This is a genomic window from Pseudomonas sp. PS01303 (assembly GCF_029959385.1).
Taxonomy (GTDB): domain Bacteria; phylum Pseudomonadota; class Gammaproteobacteria; order Pseudomonadales; family Pseudomonadaceae; genus Aquipseudomonas; species Aquipseudomonas rustica.
Genome location: NZ_JASCPK010000004.1, coordinates 56,606 through 77,923 on the forward strand (window position 1 = coordinate 56,606; position 21,318 = coordinate 77,923).

At 50.8% G+C, this 21,318-nt stretch carries 17 protein-coding genes; 8 read left to right on the top strand and 9 right to left on the bottom strand.

The features are described from left to right. Position 1: 1 nt before the first annotated feature. Both kdpA and kdpF read right to left on the bottom strand, forming a co-directional pair. A complete protein-coding gene (kdpA, locus tag QMX93_RS03245) occupies positions 2-1,696 on the bottom strand; it encodes a potassium-transporting ATPase subunit KdpA (protein WP_159811558.1) in 1,695 nt (564 codons plus the stop codon). A gap of 8 nt (positions 1,697-1,704) precedes the next feature. Then, on the bottom strand, positions 1,705-1,794 hold the full coding sequence (gene kdpF / locus QMX93_RS03250; RefSeq protein WP_007899818.1) for a K(+)-transporting ATPase subunit F: 90 nt from the start codon (positions 1,792-1,794) through the stop codon (positions 1,705-1,707). Positions 1,795-2,210: 416 nt separating this feature from the next. Here kdpF and eat point away from each other — a divergent pair, with 416 nt between their 5' ends. From eat to QMX93_RS03265, 3 genes are all read left to right on the top strand, one after another. Next, positions 2,211-3,575, top strand: a complete 1,365-nt coding sequence (gene eat / locus QMX93_RS03255) for an ethanolamine permease (protein ID WP_053122419.1) — start codon at positions 2,211-2,213, stop codon at positions 3,573-3,575. Positions 3,576-3,797: 222 nt separating this feature from the next. After that, entirely contained in the window at positions 3,798-3,965 is a 168-nt protein-coding gene (locus QMX93_RS03260; RefSeq protein ID WP_080896048.1) for a DUF2897 family protein, read from the top strand. 139 nt (positions 3,966-4,104) lie between these two features. After that, positions 4,105-4,662 carry a TetR/AcrR family transcriptional regulator gene (locus QMX93_RS03265; RefSeq protein WP_282352625.1) on the top strand — a complete coding sequence of 186 codons (558 nt, stop codon included), beginning with the start codon at positions 4,105-4,107 and terminating at the stop codon, positions 4,660-4,662. On the opposite strand, the gene fabF is transcribed toward QMX93_RS03265, so the two are convergent. The 4 genes from fabF to QMX93_RS03285 form a co-directional block, all read right to left on the bottom strand. After that, complete coding sequence (fabF, locus tag QMX93_RS03270; protein WP_282352627.1) at positions 4,659-5,933, bottom strand: beta-ketoacyl-ACP synthase II; 1,275 nt, start codon at positions 5,931-5,933, stop codon at positions 4,659-4,661. The two genes, QMX93_RS03265 and fabF, sit on opposite strands and share 4 nt — an antisense overlap. A gap of 33 nt (positions 5,934-5,966) precedes the next feature. Continuing rightward, entirely contained in the window at positions 5,967-6,761 is a 795-nt protein-coding gene (locus QMX93_RS03275) for an SDR family oxidoreductase (RefSeq protein ID WP_282352629.1), read from the bottom strand. 200 nt (positions 6,762-6,961) lie between these two features. Next, on the bottom strand, positions 6,962-7,297 hold the full coding sequence (locus QMX93_RS03280; RefSeq protein WP_282352631.1) for a helix-hairpin-helix domain-containing protein: 336 nt from the start codon (positions 7,295-7,297) through the stop codon (positions 6,962-6,964). 112 nt (positions 7,298-7,409) lie between these two features. Beyond that, complete coding sequence (locus QMX93_RS03285; RefSeq protein WP_282352633.1) at positions 7,410-9,404, bottom strand: nucleoside-diphosphate sugar epimerase/dehydratase; 1,995 nt, start codon at positions 9,402-9,404, stop codon at positions 7,410-7,412. Positions 9,405-10,093: 689 nt separating this feature from the next. Between QMX93_RS03285 and QMX93_RS03290 the strand changes: the two genes are divergently transcribed. The 5 genes from QMX93_RS03290 (at position 10,094) to QMX93_RS03310 (ending at position 17,645) form a co-directional block, all read left to right on the top strand. Further along, on the top strand, positions 10,094-10,915 hold the full coding sequence (locus tag QMX93_RS03290; protein ID WP_282352635.1) for an ABC transporter permease: 822 nt from the start codon (positions 10,094-10,096) through the stop codon (positions 10,913-10,915). Further along, entirely contained in the window at positions 10,905-12,185 is a 1,281-nt protein-coding gene (locus tag QMX93_RS03295) for an ABC transporter ATP-binding protein (protein ID WP_282352638.1), read from the top strand. The genes QMX93_RS03290 and QMX93_RS03295 overlap by 11 nt, the downstream gene beginning before the upstream one ends. Next, entirely contained in the window at positions 12,182-15,376 is a 3,195-nt protein-coding gene (locus QMX93_RS03300) for a glycosyltransferase (RefSeq protein ID WP_282352642.1), read from the top strand. The genes QMX93_RS03295 and QMX93_RS03300 overlap by 4 nt, the downstream gene beginning before the upstream one ends. Positions 15,377-15,441: 65 nt before the next feature. Then, on the top strand, positions 15,442-16,536 hold the full coding sequence (wecB, locus tag QMX93_RS03305; protein WP_282352645.1) for a UDP-N-acetylglucosamine 2-epimerase (non-hydrolyzing): 1,095 nt from the start codon (positions 15,442-15,444) through the stop codon (positions 16,534-16,536). Continuing rightward, complete coding sequence (locus tag QMX93_RS03310; RefSeq protein ID WP_282352648.1) at positions 16,533-17,645, top strand: glycosyl transferase; 1,113 nt, start codon at positions 16,533-16,535, stop codon at positions 17,643-17,645. The genes wecB and QMX93_RS03310 overlap by 4 nt, the downstream gene beginning before the upstream one ends. Positions 17,646-17,685: 40 nt before the next feature. Here the strand turns inward: QMX93_RS03310 and QMX93_RS03315 are convergent, their stop codons facing one another. The 3 genes from QMX93_RS03315 to QMX93_RS03325 form a co-directional block, all read right to left on the bottom strand. Further along, a complete protein-coding gene (locus tag QMX93_RS03315) occupies positions 17,686-18,045 on the bottom strand; it encodes a hypothetical protein (RefSeq protein WP_282352651.1) in 360 nt (119 codons plus the stop codon). Beyond that, positions 18,042-19,793, bottom strand: a complete 1,752-nt coding sequence (locus QMX93_RS03320) for an LTA synthase family protein (protein ID WP_282352655.1) — start codon at positions 19,791-19,793, stop codon at positions 18,042-18,044. Before QMX93_RS03320 ends, QMX93_RS03315 begins: the two co-directional genes overlap by 4 nt. Before the next feature lie 121 nt (positions 19,794-19,914). After that, positions 19,915-21,309: a hypothetical protein gene (locus QMX93_RS03325; protein ID WP_282352658.1), complete on the bottom strand. Its 1,395-nt coding sequence runs from the start codon at positions 21,307-21,309 to the stop codon at positions 19,915-19,917. Positions 21,310-21,318: the final 9 nt, after the last annotated feature.

Consider the following 21,318-nt stretch of genomic DNA (forward strand, 5'->3'; position numbering starts at 1 on the left):
CTCAGAAGCCCATGCTCAGGTGTTCGGCGATTGGGCCGAGCGCCAGGGTTGGCAGGAAGGTCAGGCCGCCCACCAGCAAAATGGTCACGGTCAACAGGGTCACGAACAGCGGGCCGTGGGTCGGGAAGCTGTTCTGGCCGATCGGTGCGGTTTTCTTCATCGCCAGACTGCCGGCCAAGGCCAGCACCGGAAGGATGTAACCGAAGCGACCGATCAACATGCCCAGACCCAACATCAAGTTGTGGAACGGCGTGTTCGCGCTGAGGCCACCGAACGCCGAACCGTTGTTGGCACTCGCCGAGGTGTAGGCGTAGAGCAACTGGCTGAAACCGTGCGGGCCGGGGTTGCTGATGGTCGCCGCAGCACTGGGCACCGCTGCGGCAATCGCACCGAGCACTAGCACGCCGACCGGCATCACCAGCAGGGTCACCACCAACAGTTGCACTTCCCGCGCCTGGAGTTTTTTGCCGAGGTATTCAGGGGTACGACCAATCATCAAACCGGCGAGGAACACCGCGATCAGCACGTTGAGCAACATGCCGTAGAGCCCGGCCCCGACACCGCCGAAGATCACTTCGCCGACCATCATGTTGACCAGCGCGACCATGCCGCTGAGCGGATTGAGGCTGTCGTGCATGCCGTTGACCGAACCGTTCGACGCGGCCGTGGTGGTCACCGACCAAAGCACGGTGGCGGTGGTGCCGAAGCGCGCTTCCTTGCCTTCCAGCGGCGCGGTCTGTTCGACGGCGGCGTTGTTCAGGGTCGGGTTCGGTTGGTACTCGGCCCACAACGAGGTCGCGCCGCCGATCAGAAACAGCGCCAGCATGCAGGCGATGATCGCGCGGCTCTGACGCAGGTCTTTGACGTAATGACCGAAGGTGAACACCAGCGCCACCGGGATCAGAATGATCGAGGTGACTTCGAACAGGTTGCTCCACGCGGTCGGGTTCTCGAACGGATGCGCCGAATTGACGCCGAAGAAGCCGCCACCGTTGGTGCCCAGTTGCTTGATCGCAATCTGGCTGGCCGCAGGTCCGAGCGGGATCACCTGATCAACGCCCTGCATCGTCACCGCATGCACATACTGCGCGAAGGTTTGCGGCACGCCCTGCCAGACCAGATACAGCGCCAGCAGCAGGCACAGCGGCAGCAGGCCGTAGAGGGTTGCGCGGGTCATGTCGACCCAGAAGTTGCCGAGGGTTTTCGTCGATTTACGGCCGATGCCACGGCACAGCGCGACCAGTACGGCGAGGCCGGTGGCAGCGCTGACGAAGTTCTGCACGGTGAGGCCGACCATCTGGCTCAGGTAGCTGAGGGTCGCTTCGCCGCTGTAGGACTGCCAGTTGGTGTTGGTCATGAAACTGATCGCAGTGTTGAACGCCTGCGTCCATTCCTGGCCCGGCAGGTTCTGCGGATTCAGCGGCAAGTGATCCTGGAACAACAGAATCGCGAACAGCAGCAGGAAACCGGCGAGGTTGAACGCCAGCAGCGCCAGGGTGTACTTCTGCCAGCTCTGTTCAGCCTCGGGATCGACACCGGAGATGCGGTAGCAACCGCGCTCGACCGGGCCAAGAATCGGCGTCAGCCAGGTGCGCTGACCTTCCATCACTTTGTAGTAGAAGCGCCCGAGGAACGGCGCCGGCAGCAAGACCAACGCAAAAAACGCGAGGATCAGCCAATAGTCATAACTGTGCATAGCCGCTCCTAGTTCCGATCCGCGCGCAACAGCGCAACCAACAGATAAATGAACAGCCCCACTGCCAGTAGCAGTGACACCCCGTCCAGAACGCTCATGGAAGATCTCCGTGTTACGGCGTATTGCCGCGTGTGGGGTGATTGTCGGAAAGGAGGCTGTAAAGGAACGAGACCGAGGGGGTTGGCTGGGCATAAAGAAAGCGTAAAGAGTGGGTTTATGCGGGCGTTACATCTGGGTTTTGCGGTGTCTGGGCGGGCCTCTTCGCGAGCAAGCCCGCTCTCACAATTTGAAATGCGCTCGCCCTAATAATGCATTCTCCTGTGGGAGCGAGCCTGCTCGCGAAGACGGCATAACCGCCAACATCGCACTCAACTGGCGCACAAAATGCAGCTATCCCACTGCAACCATCCCCGATACGACCCCATTCAACTTATTACGACTTGTTTCACCGCAATGGCACGCCCACTGCACGCGCCCTCCCCCGAGCTTTCCAAACCGTTCAGGGAGCAAGCGCATGAACACACAACTCAAACCCACGCTGGGCACGTTGCACCTGTGGGGCATCGCCGTCGGCCTGGTAATTTCCGGGGAATATTTCGGCTGGAGTTACGGCTGGGGCGTCGCTGGCACGCTGGGCTTTCTGGTGACTTCGTTCATGGTCGCGACCATGTACACCTGCTTTATCTTCAGCTTCACCGAACTGACCACCGCAATTCCCCATGCTGGCGGGCCGTTTGCCTACAGCCGTCGCGCCTTCGGAGAGAAAGGTGGGCTGATCGCAGGGTTGGCGACGCTGATCGAATTCGTCTTCGCGCCACCGGCGATTGCGCTGGCCATCGGCGCTTATCTGAACGTGCAGTTTCCGGCGCTTGATCCGAAACACGCAGCGGTCGGCGCGTATATCGTCTTTATGGGCTTGAACATTCTCGGGGTGAAACTGGCGGCGACGTTTGAATTGATCGTCTGCGTGCTGGCCGTCGCCGAGTTGCTGGTGTTCATGGGCGTGGTCGCGCCGGCCTTCAGCTTCAGCAACTTCGCTCTGAATGGCTGGGCCGGTTCCGATGTATTCGGTGCGCCAGCGATTGCCGGCATGTTCGCGGCGATTCCGTTTGCGATCTGGTTTTTCCTCGCCATCGAAGGCGCGGCGATGGCCGCCGAAGAAGCCAAGGATCCGAAACGCACGATTCCCAAGGCCTATATAAGCGGCATTCTCACTCTGGTTTTATTGGCGATGGGCGTGATGTTCTTTGCCGGCGGCGTCGGTGACTGGCGCACCTTGGCCAACATCAACGACCCACTGCCGCAAGCGATGAAAACCGTGGTCGGCGACAACTCGGGCTGGCTGCACATGCTGGTCTGGATCGGCCTGTTCGGGTTGGTGGCGAGTTTCCATGGGATCATCCTCGGCTACTCGCGGCAGTTCTTCGCCCTCGCCCGCGCCGGTTATCTGCCCGCTTCGCTGGCGAAACTTTCGCGCTTCCAGACGCCGCACCGCGCGATCATTGTCGGCGGCATCATCGGCATCGCGGCGATCTATAGCGACGGCCTGATCAACCTCGGCGGCATGACCCTTACTGCCGCGATGATCACCATGGCGGTGTTCGGCGCGATCGTGATGTACATCATGAGCATGCTCAGCCTGTTCAAACTGCGCAAATCGGAGCCGAATCTGGAGCGCACTTTCCGCGCGCCGTGCTATCCGTTGATCCCGATGATCGCGCTGGTTTTGGCGGTGGTGTGCCTGGTGGCGATGGCGTGGTTCAACGCGTTGATCGGGCTGATTTTCCTCGGCTTCATGGCCGTGGGCTTCGGCTACTTCCTGCTCACCGGCCAGTTGCGCGCCAATGCGCCGGCCGACGCCATGCTCACGGGCCAATAAGTCCCCTGTAGGAGCTGCGGCACGCTGCGATCTTTTGACTTTGCTTGTTAAAAACAAAAGATCAACAGATCGCAGCCTTCGGCAGCTCCTACAGGGAATTAAGGTGCTGCGGGGATATCAGGCCTAGAATGGAACCACTGCGAAGTCGCTTCGCTCAAAAGAGGTAAGCAGCGTCGCACGGCGAAATCCTCGTCGATCGATCTGCCATTAAGGAGAGCCGTTATGCCCTGGTATGCCTGGTTGATTCTGGTCGTTGCAATCGGCTCGATCGTTGGCGGTTTGATGATGTTGCGAGACACCGCCAACAAGGTCGAACTGACCGATGAAGAACGCAAACGCGTGGCTGCACGCAACGCCGAAGCGGACGCCAAAGAAGCGCAAGACCGCTGAACCAGACCCCGCCCAATCGGCGGGGTTTGTGTTTTTTACACGCTTTGGACTTATCTGCATGCTTTTTAGAAGTAGAAGTACAGTCACCATTTAATTTTGTGTGGTTAAGATGGGGGCATTGTTGCGGAGAGAGTTTCAGATGCGTTACTCGCAGGACCATAAAGCCCAGACCCATCAGCGCATCATCAAGGAAGCCTCGGCACGATTTCGCAAGGACGGAATCGGCGCCACAGGCTTGCAACCCTTGATGAAGGCACTGGGGTTGACCCACGGTGGCTTCTACTCGCACTTCAAATCCAAGGACGAATTGGTGGAGAAGGCCCTGCAAGAAGCCGGCGCACAACTCGATGCGCACTGCGCGATGTTGTTTTCTGAAGAGCAACCTCTGGAAGCCTTCATCGACAGTTACCTGTCCGAATGGCACTACACCTCGCCCAATGAAGGCTGCCCGTTACCGACCATGTCTTCGGAGCTCGGTTTGCGCGGACAGCCAAGCCCTACCACCGACGCTGTGCTTAATGCACGACTTGAGCAAGTGCAGAACGCGTTGGGTGGCGAAACCGCGGCTGATCGCAGCGTCGTCATCATGGCCACTTTGTTGGGTGCGCTGGTACTCGCGCGCAGCGTCGAAGATCCGGAGCTGGCCCAGCGCATCCTCGGCGTTACGCGCGCGCATCTAAAAAATCAGCAGGACTAGTCTTTCCAGCGTTTGAACAACACGCTGGCATTGACCCCACCGAAGCCGAAGCCGTTCGACAATGCATATTCGATTGGCATCGAACGTGCTTTGCCATGGACGATGTCGACACCTTCGTTCGCCGGATCCGGGTTTTCGAAATTGAGCGTCGGCGGCACCACCTGATCACGAATCGCCAACAGCGTGAAGATCGCCTCCAGCCCACCCGCAGCGCCGAGCAAATGTCCGGTGGACGATTTGGTCGAAGTCACGGCGATTTTGTTTTCTGTACCGAACACACTTTTGATCGCCGCCAACTCGCCCAGATCCCCGACCGGCGTTGAAGTGGCGTGGGCGTTGAGATGCTGCACCTCAGCGGCTTTAATGCCGGCCTGAGCCAGTGCCAGCTCCATCGTCCGCCGCGCGCCACTGCCGTCTTCAGGCCCGGCAGTCAGGTGATACGCGTCAGCGCTGGTGCCATAACCGACCAATTCAGCTAAAGGTTGAGCGCCACGCGCAAGGGCATGCTCGAGTGACTCAATGACCAGCAACCCGGCGCCCTCGCCCATCACGAAACCATCGCGACCGCTGTCGAATGGACGCGAGGCACGTTCCGGCGTGTCGTTGTAACCGCTGGACAGGGCTCGGGCTGCCGCAAAACCAGCGAGGCTGACCCGATCAATCGCCGCCTCCGCCCCGCCGCACACAGCAATGTCCGCTTCGCCGACTCGAATCAATCTGGCCGCATCGCCGATTGCCTGAACGCCAGCGGCACATGCCGTTACCGGTGCACCCAAGGGGCCTTTCAAACCATGCTGGATCGACACATGACCCGCCGCCAGATTCACCAGAAATGACGGAATGGTGAACGGCGACAAACGTCGTGGGCCACGGCTGTCCGTGGTGCGCACTGCATCGGCGATCGCACCGAAGCCACCTACGCCGGAACCGATGATCGTCGCCGTACGCTCCTGACCCGCAGCGTCGGTCGGATGCCATCCTGCCTGCTCCAATGCCTGCCGCGCCGCCTCCATGGCGAACAGAATGAAGCGATCCATTTTCTTCTGTTCTTTCGGTGGCGTGGCGCGATCGGGATCGAAACCGCCTTCGGCGTCCTCCGCCAGCGTTGGCACTATGCCGCCGACGCGGGTGGGCAAATCAGCGCTCACCGCTTCCGGTAGAGTGCGCAAACCAGATCGCGCGCCCAGTAACCGCTGCCAAACGACTTCGACATCACTGCCCAAAGGCGAAACCAGACCCATCCCGGTAACTACAATTCGACGCTGATTCATACCGCGCTTTCCTCTGACCAACTTGCAAGGGACTTACTTATAACGACTGGCCGCAGCACTGCGGGACAGGTTCGGCGCCATGACATGCCGGGCCGCAACAAACGCTTGCCACTCGCCCGCATCAGGCAAGGATGGAATGGTGATTAACTCGCCCTGATCCAGGCCCGCCAACGCAGCATCGACCATCTCGCCCGCTTCCATGACCATTTCTGCAGGAATGCCACTGGCATCGATGCCGGAGCGTTCCCAGATTTCGGTTCGGGTCACGCCAGGCAGCACGGCTTGAATCTTGACGCCCGTGCCGTCGAGTTCAGCATGCAGCGATTGAGTCAGGCTCAAAACATAAGCCTTGCTCGCACTGTACGTGGCGTTGAAACGCTCGGGGAACAGCGCCACTACTGAGGCGATATTAATAATCGTGCCGCGTCCGGCTTTGGCAAAACTCGCTGCCGCAGCCGAAGCCAAACGAGTCACCGTGGTGACGTTAAGCTGAATCAGACGCTCGAGCTTATCCATATCGGCATTGGCCAACAGACCATCAGCGGCAACCCCGGCATTGTTCACCAACAGGCTGATGCTTGAGTCGCTGCGCAGACGTTGCTCGAGTTTGAGCACATCATCCTTTTGCGTCAGATCCGCTTTGAGCACTTCAACCTGAATGCCGTGGGCCTCGCGCAAATGGCTCGCGGTGGTTTCCAGACGCTCCTCGTCACGCGCCACCAGCAGCAAATCGAACCCGCGGGTAGCCAACCTTTCTGCGTAAATCGCACCAATGCCGGACGATGCGCCGGTGACGAGAGCGGTACCTTGGGGCTTAACAGCATTCATGACGGTGCTCCTGAAATTCACAAAAGGAAAATGGGTTTCGATCATTGATCGCGAAATTATTATAGGCATAATTTAAACGCAATATGATAGCCGTAATTTTTAGCTGTCCGACGAACGCTCGCGAAATCCCCTGCTGGATCTGCCCGCCAGAAAACAGAAAGGCCGGTCAATGACCGGCCCCATGGCGTTGAACAATCAGCTTAGTTCACTTCCAGCTTGTCACGGTTGCGATCGAGGATCGCCTTGCCGATGCCTTTCACTTCCAGCAACTCATCCACCGAAGCAAACGGACCGTTTGTTTCACGATAAGCAACAATGGCTTTGGCCTTGGCTTCTCCGACACCGGAAAGCTCCTTCTGCAATGTCGCCGCATCCGCGTCATTGAGATCGAGTTTTGGATGCTCTGGCACTGCTGTCACTTCAATTGAGTGAGGCGTATTTAGAGACTCTGTGAGCGTCACAGGCGCCGCAACTGCGGCGATCGAGACGCTGGCAAACAGAGCAAAAATCAAAGAATAGAAGTAACCGGTACGCATAGTTGAAGCTCCATGACATCGAATTGAGAAGCAGCTTTTCCCAAGCTGCTCTTCAACCCTAGGTCATGGTGAGTACATGTCAAAAATGCGAGCGTTACAGGATGTGAAACAATCAGGGCTCGAGACGGCGTTGCTGGTAGATCCAGTCGACGATCTCGCCGTCGGGGGTGTAGCCGGAGACGGTTTCTCGCAGGAGTTGGCGGACGCGGGTGTAATCATCCTTCTCGACAGCAACCAACAGCTCGCTCAAGCGCCCCTTCAACACATCCCAGGGCAAATGATCTTCGCTGGCCGTCATGATCATCGGGTGCGAAGTCGCTGCGACGTTATCCCCGATCAAAAGCTCCTCGTAGAGTTTTTCGCCAGGGCGCAATCCGGTGAAATCAATAGAAATGTCACCATGCGGATTACGATCAGAGCGAATACTCAAGCCGGACAGGTGAATCATTTTCTCGGCAAGTTCGACAATTTTGACCGGCTCGCCCATGTCCAGCACGAAGACGTCGCCACCTTGTCCCATTGAACCGGCCTGAATAACCAGTTGCGCGGCCTCTGGAATAGTCATGAAGTAACGAGTGATTTTCGGGTGTGTAACTGTCAGTGGCCCACCAGACTTGATCTGACTGTGAAATAACGGAATCACCGAGCCGGACGAGCCTAGCACATTGCCGAAACGCACCATTGTGAAGCGGGTTTTGTTGACCTGTGAGACATTCGCCTTATCGCCGAACATGACCGGAGCAATTTCCCTGCTGAGCGCTTGTAAAGTCAACTCTGCAAGCCGCTTAGTGCTTCCCATTACATTAGTTGGCCTGACGGCTTTGTCGGTCGAGATAAGAACAAAGTTAGAAACACCTGACTGCAATGCCGCTTGTGCTGTATTTAGCGTGCCGATGACATTATTAAGAACGCCCTCAGCGATATTATGCTCAACCATGGGTACGTGCTTATAGGCTGCCGCATGATAGACCGTATCAACCTTCCACGTTTGCATGATGTCGTGCAACTTTTCTACATGGCGGATTGAGCCAAGAATAGGCAGCACTCGCACGGCGACAGCTTCTCGGCATCCACGCTGCTCAAGTTCAGAAAGAATACTGTATAAATTGAACTCACTGTGTTCAAACAACAACAGCGTTGTCGGGCTGAGTGAAAAAATTTGACGGCACAGTTCGGATCCTATAGATCCCCCTGCGCCCGTGACCATGACAGTTTTTCCCGTAATGCAGCGCGCTAAAAGGTCAGGCTGCGCTGGCACCGCATCTCGCCCAAGAAGATCGGCGATGTCAACTTCCTGTATATCATCGACTTTAACTCGGCCACTGGCCAGGTCAGTAAAATTAGGTACGCTTCGGACATGAAGGGGAAAGCCCTCCAATAAATTAAGGATTTCGCGACGTCTAGCGCGGGTAGAAGACGGCAGCGCCAGAAGTATTTCCTCAGCCCCGGTCACGTCGATCATCTGCTGGATGTGTCTGGGCTTGTAGACCTGAAGGCCGGAAATAGAACGTTCGGCGATACTGGCATCATCATCAACAAAAGCCACCGGGCGCATGGTGCGCCCCATTCGAAGCGCAGCAACCAGTTGATTACCCGCAACACCGGCTCCGTAAATTGCGACCTTGGTGAGGCCGTCATCCCGACTGGTAAAGGGTACGTGCTGGGCAGCAATGAACCAGTCACCCATGAAATATTGACGCATACATAAGCGTAATCCGCCGATAATCACGAGGCTCAGCCACCAGTAATTGAAAATAATGGAACGCGGAATCACCGCTTCATGGTTGCTGTACCAATAGACCACCAATGCCAGAATCAAAGACGAAAGACTCACCGCCTTAATGATGACAACTAGCGCATCATTACCGAAATAACGCATTACCGCCCGGTACATGCCAAATCGTATAAACAACGGAATGGCGACCATGGGAGCGCAGAGAAATAGCCAAAAGTGAACCCGAAAAGGATTGTACATATCGTCTATGCCGAGGCGGACGATAAAGGCGAGCCACAGCGCTAACCAAACAAGCAAGCAGTCCGTCGTCACTTGCAGCAGCCGTTTTTGCCGTCGAGGCAGACTCAGCAAGAAAACCCTGAATTTATCCATAAGTCTGGCGCTCCCCTCACCTCATCGAATTTTTCTTTGCAGAATCAAATGTAGTATTACACGAAATAAGTGCCCCACGCGGCTCGCGAACAGCGGCGACTGGGCTTCGAGCGGGGAGCCCCCAGCGACACCTGAAAGAAGGCAATATGCCAGTGTCACTTCCAGAGCTTCCGACTTTAAAATGTGTGAGCGTCGGGAAAAAATATGTATCCAGAGCCTTCAAAACCTTACGTAGGGTCGGGAAAAAACTCAAAAACTCATCGAATTTGTTCGTCCATAGCACTGCTTCCTTTGATATGGCCTACTGCCAGCCCACGCAAAAGGCCTACCCTTCGTCGAAATTACAGGACATCGTTCTCCCATGGCCCGCGTTTATCTACGCCCGACCGGCTTTAGCGCCGAATTCTCGTGGGGGTTCTGAGCCTACTTTAAATGCATCAAAAACGGCGATTACAGGGTGAAATTCCATAGCCTGATACGATACCATGCGCGTCTCGAACGTAACCCTGAGCTCACCGAACCGGCGAGCCCTTGAGCGACCTGTCGCTCCTTTTTTCAAGGCAATATACGCATGGATTCGTACCAACAATTTGAGCTTTTTCCGACTTGCTCAACAAACGGGTAGCATTTCATCACTGCCAAAATTGAATGCCGCAAAGCCTCTGCATTAGAAATCGAGTCAAACACTGATGAAAAATTATTCAGCTAGCCCGTTAGAAATGATAAATAGTTTTTGGTGCAACAAGCGTTTGATAATGCAATTGAGCAAACGCGAAGTCCTCGGACGCTACCGCGGTTCGACGCTGGGTCTATCATGGTCTTTTTTCAACCCGATTTTGATGCTTGTTATATACACCTTCGTATTTTCGGTCGTATTCAAAGCACGCTGGGGTGTATCTGCCGACGAAAGCAAAACTGACTTTGCAATCATTTTATTCGTAGGACTACTCATCCATGGCTTATTCGCAGAGTGCATAAACAAAGCCCCCGGACTAATAACTTCAAACGTAAGCTATGTAAAAAAGGTAGTTTTTCCGGTCGAGGTTCTTTCATGGGTTGCTTTTATGTCGGCGCTGTTTCACGCCGCGATCAGTCTAGTAGTATTATTACTGGCACAGCTTGTGTTCAAACACAGCATTCCATGGACAGCGATACTACTCCCCTTTGTCTTACTCCCACTGTTCCTCAGTATCATGGGACTTAGTTGGCTTTTTGCTTCGCTCGGCGTTTACCTTCGAGACATTACGCAAATAACAGTAATGTTTACGACAGTCATGTTGTTTATGTCCGCTGTGTTTTTTCCTGTTACAGCGCTTCCAGAGAAATATCAGGTCTGGATACGCATCAACCCGCTGGCGTACATTATTGAGCAAAGTCGTAACGTGCTCATTTTCGGTCAAGTACCAGACCTTCTGACTTGGAGCATAATGCTAGTGATCGGCGGAGTCGTCGCTTGGTGTGGTTTTGCCTGGTTTCAAAAAACGCGCAAGGGGTTTGCCGATGTACTCTGATCCGGTAATCAGCGTCGAAAATCTGAGCAAGTGTTATGAAGTGTATAACAAGCCGCACCAGCGGTTGCTACAAATGCTCTTCCGTGGAAAGCGAAAGTACTTCAACGAATTCTGGGCTCTTAAAAATGCTTCATTCAAAGTTAGAGCCGGCGAAACGGTAGGTATAATTGGAAGCAACGGCTCCGGAAAATCCACGCTATTACAAATGCTATGCGGCACGTTGAATCCGAGTGGCGGCGAGATCCACGTACGCGGACGTATCGCTGCGCTGCTTGAGCTTGGTGCCGGTTTCAACCCCGAATTTACCGGAAAAGAAAACGTTTATCTCAATGCCGCTATTCTAGGGTTAACGCTTGCGGAAATTGAAGCGGCATACGCTGACATAGAAGCTTTTGCAGAGATCGGCGAGTTCATCGATCAGCCTGTAAAAACCTATTCCTCCGGGATGTATGTGCGCCTCGCATTTTCAGTCGCCGTGCATACCAAACCAAGTATTCTAGTCGTTGACGAAGCCCTTTCTGTGGGCGATGCGCGCTTCCAGGCGAAATGCCTGGATCGCATTAAGCAGATGAAGGAGTCCGGCGTCAGCATTTTATTCGTATCGCATGATGTTGCAGCCGTCCGGACTCTATGTGACCGTGCTCTGTGGCTTGATAAAGGAACTGTTCGGGCCATCGGTGAAGTATTTCCTGTTACCGCGCAATACACCGAACATCTTTTCGACCGCAAGCCCGAGAAAGCCCCTGACATTTATTCACCCGAAGCCAAGCCCCAAAAGCGAGAGGTTCTTCAACCGATCAATCAATGGGGTTCGCACATTGGAATTATCCAGAGCGCTGGCGTCTACGATGCTGAAGGTGTCCAAAAGAATCTTTACACTGATCACGAAAAGATGATCATCAAGATAAAATTTAAAACTCAATCGTTAAATACAATTGAGGGACTGTCTGTTTCGTTCTCATTTAAAAATCTCGCAGGTAGCGATCTTATCGTTGGCAGCACCTGGAATCAAAAACTAAGTTTCACCGCTGATAATGGTAACACTCAGGAAGTTTGCTTTGAAGTTGACAATTACTTGTGCTCCGGTGACTATCTTCTGGTTGCAGCCATTGAAAACCGATCATCAGCAGCGATTCATTACTATGAGTACGTGGAAGGGGCACAGTACTTTTCTTCTTCATTTATAGGTAACGCTTCCGGGCAATTCATGCCGAGAATCTCGATGGTCATTTCAAATGATTCCGTGAGAACAGGAACACTTACACCATGAAAAAAACGACAGATGATAAAAAGCCGGCTGGTGAAGTTAACTCCAAGACTTACTGGGACTATCGGTTCTCAAATGATTGGGAAGAAAATTTTGGCCGAGAGCAAAGCATTTTTTTCAGCGAAGTTGCCGTCAACGGTTTTCCGGCTTGGCTGACAGATCAGATAAAAGATCAACAGCTCACGATGTGCGATTGGGGCTGCGCGCAAGGAGACGGAACACAAAACCTCGCCAACCGTTTACAACTACCAGAACTCGTTGGCGTCGATTTCTCTCCCGAGGCAATCGCCAAAGCGCGCGCTGCTTACCCCAAACATTTGTTTATCTGTGACGACTTCCTCGGGGAAAGCTCCAGTCCTGCATGGGACGTGTTGTTTTCATCCAACACGCTCGAGCATTTCGCTGAACCATGGAACGTACTGGACAAGGTGCGCACAAAGGCGAAAAAATTCATTGCTCTCCTGCTACCGTTCAGAGAGAAAGACCTGATCGACGAGCATTTTTATTCGTTTGACTTCGATAACATACCTGCCAGCTTCGGGACTTGGGCACTGACACATAGCAGTGTTACAGATACCTCCCAGGATCAGCCGAATTATTGGCCAGGCGAGCAAATACTTCTCGTCTACTCCAACTTGGACAACCACGAAGCTACAAAGCTTTACCTAAAAAATTTGAATATCGAACCAAACAGCCAGTTAAGGGACAAGATGGACCTGCACCGCCAACTACTGAAAACACAATACGACGAATTTGAAAAGGTTCGCGAAAGCCTTGAGGCACGCCAGACAGAGCTGTTGCTGATACACGCTGAAACGCAAGCAGCATTGAAATCGAGCGAAGAAACACATCGCATCACTGCCGAAGCTCACAACCTCGTAGTCGACCAGCTTCATAGCAAAGTTGAACAACTTCACAGTGAAGCTGAGCAACTGCATAACCAAGTTGAACAGCTTAACAATACTGTTGAGCAGCTCCACACCGATGCCAAGAGGCTGAATAGCGAGGTTGAACACCTCCATATTATTGAGGCTCAATATACGAAGGTCATCGAAAGTAAGTCCTGGATGCTGACCAAGCCCCTGCGGCTCGCCATGCGCATCGCGCGCCACGGTATAACTGCAGGAGACAAACGCTCGTTAAAAAACAAACTGCGTGGTGTCTACCATAGGCTACCGCTTTCGACAGCAGTGAAAAAGACTGTTCGTCATTCATACTCCACGATTGTTGAAGCTCCGATTTCCGCCGTAAAAACGCAGCTGATGAGCGTTAATTTATTTGAGCTACCCTCCCTGCGTCCCGCTCCGCAACAGGAAGGGCTTGCCGACTATATATTTTGGGGGGTAATTGACTGGCACTTCCGTCATCAACGACCACAACAACTGGCTCAAGCACTGACAGGCGCAGGTCGCAGGGTCTTTTATGTTTCCGTAAATTTGATTGACGACCCGAGACCTGGCTTCCATGTTGAGCAGTTGGATACGCACGGCCGCCTGTTCCAAATCAATCTTTACGCTAAGGGCTCTCCGGTAATCTACACCACCGCGCCAAGTTTCGACATTTCAGAGCAACTCAGAGGTTCGATCGGACAGGTACTGAACTGGGCAGGTACCCGCCAAATCGTTTCAATGATTCAACATCCGTTCTGGTACGAAACCTGCAACATGCTTCCTGATAGCGAAGTAGTTTATGACTGCATGGATCACCACGAAGGGTTTGGTAATGTATCCGAAGAAGTGTTGTCTATTGAACGCGCTTTGATGCGCAACGCAGACATTACGATTACAACCTCTACGTGGCTTGATGAAATTGTTTCAAAACACACACAGAACAGGGTTCTGATCCGAAACGCTGGAGAATACGACCACTTTGCCAACCGTCCTGGCAACGTTTACACCGATCCTCAGCAACGTAAGATCATCGGTTATTACGGTGCAATTGCCGAGTGGTTCGACGTAACGCTGATGGAGAACGTCGCCAGGGCGTTTCCACAACATTGCATTCTGATGATTGGTGCCGATACTGTTGGCGCTCGCGAAAAGCTTGCTCATCTGGAAAACGTGATTTTTACAGGCGAAATGCCTTATGGCGAATTACCAAAATACGTTCACGCATTTGACGTCTGCTTACTTCCTTTTCAAGTGATTCCTCTAACTCTTGCAACCAACCCAGTCAAGGTCTATGAGTATCTTAGCGCCGGAAAACCAGTGGTATCCGTAGATTTGCCAGAGATAAAACAATTCGAAAATCTGGTACATGCATGCCCGACCACTCAGGATTTCATTCGTGCAATCAGTGAAGAGTTGGAGGCACCAAATGCATCCGAGCGCATTCCTGCGCGCCAGGCATTTGCCAGAAATCAGACATGGGGACATCGCGCGGTACAGATGATCAAGCGCATTGAGCAAGAACGGTGCGTACCCCGAGTGAGCGTGGTTGTAGTGACGTACAACAACATCGAACTCACCAAAGCCTGCTTGGCCAGTATCGTCGAGTACTCCAACCACGAAAATCTTCAGATCATTGTCGTAGACAACGCTTCCGCTGACGGAACCCCCGCTCTCCTCACGGACTGGGTGTCTCAAGGTGAAAATCGTAAAATCATTCTGAACGATGATAATCGCGGTTTCGCCGCAGCGAATAACCAAGGCTTGGCCATTGCTGACGGTGAGTTTCTGGTTCTTCTGAACAACGATACATTTGTCACCCCGGGCTGGATTCGTACGATGTACCGCCACCTGGAGCGTAACAAATCAGTCGGTATTGTTGGTCCAGTTACCAACAACATAGGCAATGAAGCAAAAATCCAGATTGCATACCAAAACATGGAAGAAATGCAGGTCGAAGCAGCTAAATACACACTTAGCCACATCGGAAAACTACAGCCCATTCAAACGGTCGCATTTTTCTGCGTCATGTTTCCACGCAAAGTTTATGAGGATGTAGGACCACTGGATGAAGCGTTCGGGCGAGGCTTTTTTGAAGATGACGACTACTGCCGTCGAATCGAACAACTTGGCTTAACGATTGCTTGTGCTGAAGACGTATTTATCCATCACCATCTTTCAGCTTCATTCAATAAGCTTAAAAGTGCCGATCGTCAGGCGTTGTTCGATCAAAATAAAGCTACGTATGAAGCAAAGTGGGGCACTTGGACTCCACACGCCTACAAAAATGACGAAACTAACAGCTAACTCGATATTCAATGCGTCGAGCAAGATGGCTCGTCATTTAATAAAATCTACATAGGAACGTTTGTATGAAAATTATGTGCACTGTTGGCACCCGGCCAGAAGCGATCAAGATGGCACCCGTGATCCTCGCCCTCAAGGAACAGTCTTGGGCCGAAGTTCGGGTACTGGCAACAGCACAGCATCGTCACATGCTCGATCAAGTGATGAGTTTCTTCGGGATCGTTCCCGACATTGATCTGAACATCATGAAGCCTAACCAGACACTTACGGAGCTGACGGCCAGGTTGCTGTTGGAGCTGGATAAAGTATTACTTGAAGAAAAACCTGACGTTGTTCTCGCCCAAGGTGATACGACGACAGTTTTCGCGATGTCTCTCGCTTGCTTCTATCGCCGTATACCGTTTGGTCACGTGGAGGCTGGCCTCCGCACGTGGGATATGCAGAACCCGTTTCCGGAAGAAGCCAATCGCGTGTTGGCGGGGCGCTTGACAAAATGGCATTTTGCCCCGACCCAAAGTTCAAAAGACAATCTGCTGCGTGAAGGTATCGCTAATCAGGATATTACCGTGACGGGTAACACCGTCATCGATGCATTGTTAATGACAGCTGCAAAAGATCTCACCCTGGGAATCGAACTTGACGACAGCAAACGCTTGATACTGGTGACTTCGCACCGTCGTGAAAACTTTGGCGCCCCTTTCAAAAATATTTGCCGTGCCCTGAAAACACTCGCCGAGCGAAATCAGGATGTGCAGATTTTGTATCCAGTTCACCCTAATCCAAATGTGAAAGACATCGCCTACGAGATGCTATCGGAGGTGCCGAACATTATTCTGTGCGACCCACTGGATTACTCGCCATTCATTGCCGCAATGAAAAAATCCTACCTGATTATCAGTGACTCCGGTGGTGTACAGGAAGAGGCGCCAGCACTGGGAATTCCGGTACTTGTACTTCGCGACGAGACTGAGCGACCAGAAGCGGTTGATATGGGCGTAGTAAAACTCGTAGGCCCAAATTACGATCTTATTCTAAATGAAGCCCAAAAATTGCTAGACGACCCTCAAGCCTATAAGGCAATGGCACGGGGCGTTTCGCCTTACGGTGATGGTAAGGGCGCTCAGCGTATCGTTGAAGTTCTCAAAGAGTTCTGCGCTTGACAAGGCTGGTTTACCTGTCACCGGTCGCCTGGACTAGTTTCGCGCAAAGACCGCAAAAATTCGCCCGCTGGTTTCACAAGAAAACCGGCGGCGATGTTTTGTGGGTTGAACCTTATCCAAGTCGTTTTCCTTGTTTGGCCGACTTCAAAAAAATTGGGGTAAACGACAAAATTGACGGCGCGCATTCTGAGTCTTGGTTAAGCGTGCTCAAACCTCGAGCGTTACCGTTGGAACCACTTCCGGCATCTGGACTGCTCAACAGAACGCTATATTGGTCCGAACTTATACAAGAAATAAAAAAATTTTCTAACCAGCAAGAAACTCTGCTGGTTGTTGGCAAACCCACGGTACTAGCACTGCAAATCCTCAAAGAGCTCAAGAACTGCAAATCAGTTTATGATGCAATGGATGACTTCCCGACCTTTTTCAAGGGGCTCTCAAGATCAGCTATGGCTCGTCGTGAGTTGCAGATAGCGATGAATGCTAATGTCGTCATGGCATCTTCAACGCAGTTAAAAACAAAGTGGAGCAGACAACATAACAATGTAAAGTTAGTACCTAATGGGCTTGACTCATCTTTATTACCGGCAAAGTTGAGCAAAATGAGTACAGGCTCGCCCAGGGTATTTGGCTACTTAGGCACAATCGGTGCTTGGTTTGACTGGCAGTGGGTTATTGATCTTGCTGAATCGCGCCCAAATGATTTAGTTCATGTTATAGGACCGGTATTTAACCGTTCGAGCATAAGACTCCCTGAGAACCTGAAAATTTTCGCTCCTTGCAGCCATCAAGATGCTTTGGTAAGAATGCTGTCATTTGACATTGCAATAATTCCTTTTTTACGAAATGAGTTAACTGCCTCCGTTGATCCTATAAAATATTATGAATACAAAGCGTTAGGTTTGCCGATAATTTCAACTCGCTTTGGTGAAATGAACCAGCATTGCGGTGAAAAAGGTGTATACCTCTGCGATCACAGACTTGAAATGAATGAAGCAATTTCATCCGCACTAAATTACACAACCACCGCTGCAGAATCTGAAGTGTTCAGAGTTGCGAATGACTGGGATGCAAGGTTCGACGCTGCGGAGTTATTCGAAATGATCTAGCAGGCTGTATATCCCCTGCGTTAACCCATCATGACTCTCATCATTCGCCGAATTCAGCGCCCACGCAGCGCGTGGTATCTACGGTTCGTCTAGCCAAGAAATTATTATTCTGATCCCTCAGTACAAACGTTAGCCCATCAGATACCCATGCACCCGTTTTAAGCGTTCTAATAAGTGGTCCAGAACTCCACAACGTCTCTGGCTCCCCGACTTTCGTCACATAGACAGCTACAGACGTCACGCCTGGTTTAGTAATAGCCCAGCTTAACTCTGAAATATTAGCGGGTTGGGTGCATGAGTCAAAACGATGCGGTTGCACATCAAAATTTACATCCCGACCTGCAAACTTGTAACAAGCCACAAAAATCAAAAATACAAGCAAAATAAGTTTGAGTTTCACTTACCCAATACTCTTTGGTTAATATATTCGGAAAACTTTCCCTGCACTTGCAATCTAACCACTGAATGCAGTGCCTGAAGTTCAGATTCTGAAGCACTGCCCCCTTCCGTTCGTGCAAAAGCATTCAGTAAATTTAAATATTGAGACGACCTTATTCCAGCCCTATTAAATATCGCTGCGCCAAGGGCCCAAGAAGTCTGAATATTGAAAGCTTCACCAGGTACATTTGTGAATACCACCCATGGAACCTGTTGTGACTTTGCAGGAAGACCATTCTTGAACGATAGTTCGTTGTATACAGAAACAAATGAAGGGAGATGATCACCATAAAAAGCCAGTATATAAGGCTTATTCCGTTTCTCTAGATAATCATGAAGCCTACCCAATTGTGCATCTGCGTTATGTATGTGCCCCATATAGGTCTGCAACTCAGATTGTGCTTCTGGACTTAACGATCGAAGAATACCGCTATTGCCATACTTATCTAAGGTGGAGTCTTTTGAAGAATAAGGACCATGCGCTTCTATGCTCACAGCGAAAACAAATTTCCTTTCGTTATGATTATCAAACTGATGAATAATCAAATCTGTCAAACTCTGATCCGACATAAAGAAACCGTTTTTTTTCGAATCTTCCAAAAAATCGGTGATAGTTAGAAATTTATCGAAATGTGCTTTCTTGAAAAACTCGGTCCTGTTCCAAAAACTGCCGGTGTTACCGTGAATCGCGAGTGTAGAATATCCCGTTTTTTTTGCCTGAGCTGCGAGTCCGTCAACATCAGTAGAATCGAGTTGCATGTAAGGAAACTCGATTTTTGGATAAGCCAATAAAGGGCAGCCTGAAAGAACTTCATATTCCGTCCGTATAGTGCCACCACCGAACGTAGGAACCTTCATATAGCCTGCCCTCCCTTGTTCAACCGCGGCAGCGTAAACAGGCACGGCAGCGCGCAGTTCATCCGCCCCCTTAAAAAGAGCCGGATCGGAAAATGCTTCACTCTGTACGATAATAATATCGGGCATATTCTCTTGGTCGGAAACAGAAGCAGATACACCTTGATCCGAACCATATTTGTCAACGATATAATCAACATCCCGATAATTCACTGGTTCATCGTTGGCAGCCTTATCTTTAATAAAATTATAAATAATCTTGCTAATCACACCTGCGTGCAAAACACTGGTTTGATCGTTCCACGAAAAGCGCATCAGTCTGAAATCGTAAAATTTATCAGGAGAACCAAAATAACCCGCAATAGCCAACATACCGGTAAAAACACACGAAACTAAAAGCCTTGCAATGGATCTCTTTCTAAACACCCTACTTTCAACAAAAATGAATACAAATACAAATATAAGCGCCATCACAATCGACAACACTAGCCATTTTATATCGATATAACTTTTGAATAAATCAATCGCCCCACGATCCAAATATCGGACAAAAAGAATATCTTCACTTGACAAGGGTCGGCCAAGTAATTCACTCTTTTTGAAACTCGCAAAATAGAATAAAGCCCCCGACGCTAACGCGATCAAAAAAGGAGCAACTAATCTATTAATTAGCAACAAAAGGGATATGAAAATTATAAAAAAAGGCAAAAAGTTACCAACACTTCCCCATGTAAACAAGTATACGCCCGGCTCTAATCCAAGCGAAATACGGTCAAACCACCAAATTAATGCCCATAGCGTTACGCTGAGTATGAATACACTTGACCAAGACGCAACCAGACGACTGTACCGCATGCACATCACCTGCAATTCAAACCGGCCCTAAATGAGGGGCCGGTTTAACATAAGTGTTCCAACAAATTGTATAAGCGTTTTCCAAAGGGCCTATTTTAGCCAACCCTCTATAAGTAATTCTCTACTTAAATGGGGAATATACAACGCATTGAGAATTCATTCTTAAACCCAAAGTGTTGTCTGGAAGCTCTGCGCCTGACTTCGATACACTGAGTTCCAACGAGGAACTATCGCCAATGCGATTCCTTCCGGTCACCATTCTATAAAGCACGTGCTCTGGAGCACCGGCGTCCGCTTGAAAATCAACACGAGCAGGTCGATTACTCGATGCATAGGCGGACTCAGTCGAAATTTGAGCAGTGTTCATGCACTGGCCAATGGAATATACAAATGCTTGATTAAAGATAGTATGACTAAAAAGAACTGCAAGCGCGCTCAGTCCTATTATTTTTGGAATTGGATACTCTTTCCAGTTCTGAATAATAAGAACCCCCACACCAACGCTCAAAATTATTGATGAGCCATAAAGATAATGCGCAGCCTTGATTGGAATTAGAAGAACAGGTGCGAGGAATAAAAAATAACCACATACATATATGAAAAAAGCTTTCAACCCGTAAACACGCACAAGCGCCAGGCACACCAGCGCGTGTAGGGCAATTGCCGCGTACATATTAACCGTTGAAACAAAAACCCAATTTCCTGCTTCACCAGTCAGGATAAGAAACGGGTAGGCCAAATATACAAAAACGCCCTCAGGCACGTTATGTATAGATGCTTTATAAGCACTAACATCAGGACTACCAAACGATGCAATCAGCGCCGGCAATCGATAGAGCATGAACAACAAAACTGGCAAACACCAAACAATAGCCGCTTGCCAAAACCGTTTTGTTTTGATGACCTGCGGGTCTGCCAGAATGATAATACACATTAACGCAGGTAGAATAACCGCAGTTTCTTTAGACAGCATTGAAAGGCCTGAAAAAAGAAAGACCAATAACAATCTGAATAAGTTGTTTCCCAAGCGTACGTACTGATCAGCGCAGATAAAGGCTGCAATACCGAACAGAATATACCACCGATCCATCAATGCAGCTGACCAGCCTGTTGCCAATATACCCAGAGGGTTGATGATGAAAATCAAAGAGATCGTTAATGCCAAGGTTCGCTTAACGTTTAACTGCTTGCATGCACTATAAATAAGACAGCCAACCGCAGCATGGGTAAGAACGGCAAATAGATGCACTACGACTGGCAATCGTTCCATGAACAAAGCCAATAGTCCCTGAATCAAAAAGGAGAACGGACGTACGGGAACGCCAAAATTGCTTCCTTGCTGTAATGCAACATATGTTTCGAGATAACTTATAAGCCCGCTCGCTTTTATATGATCAAGTTTCTGCAACTCATCATGATTAAAATAACCAGGGTTAGCAATGAGCAGCAATAAAGCAACTATTGCAAAACTAAATATTATCAAATAATCAATGTTTCTTTCACGGAACAAATTCATTGCATTCCA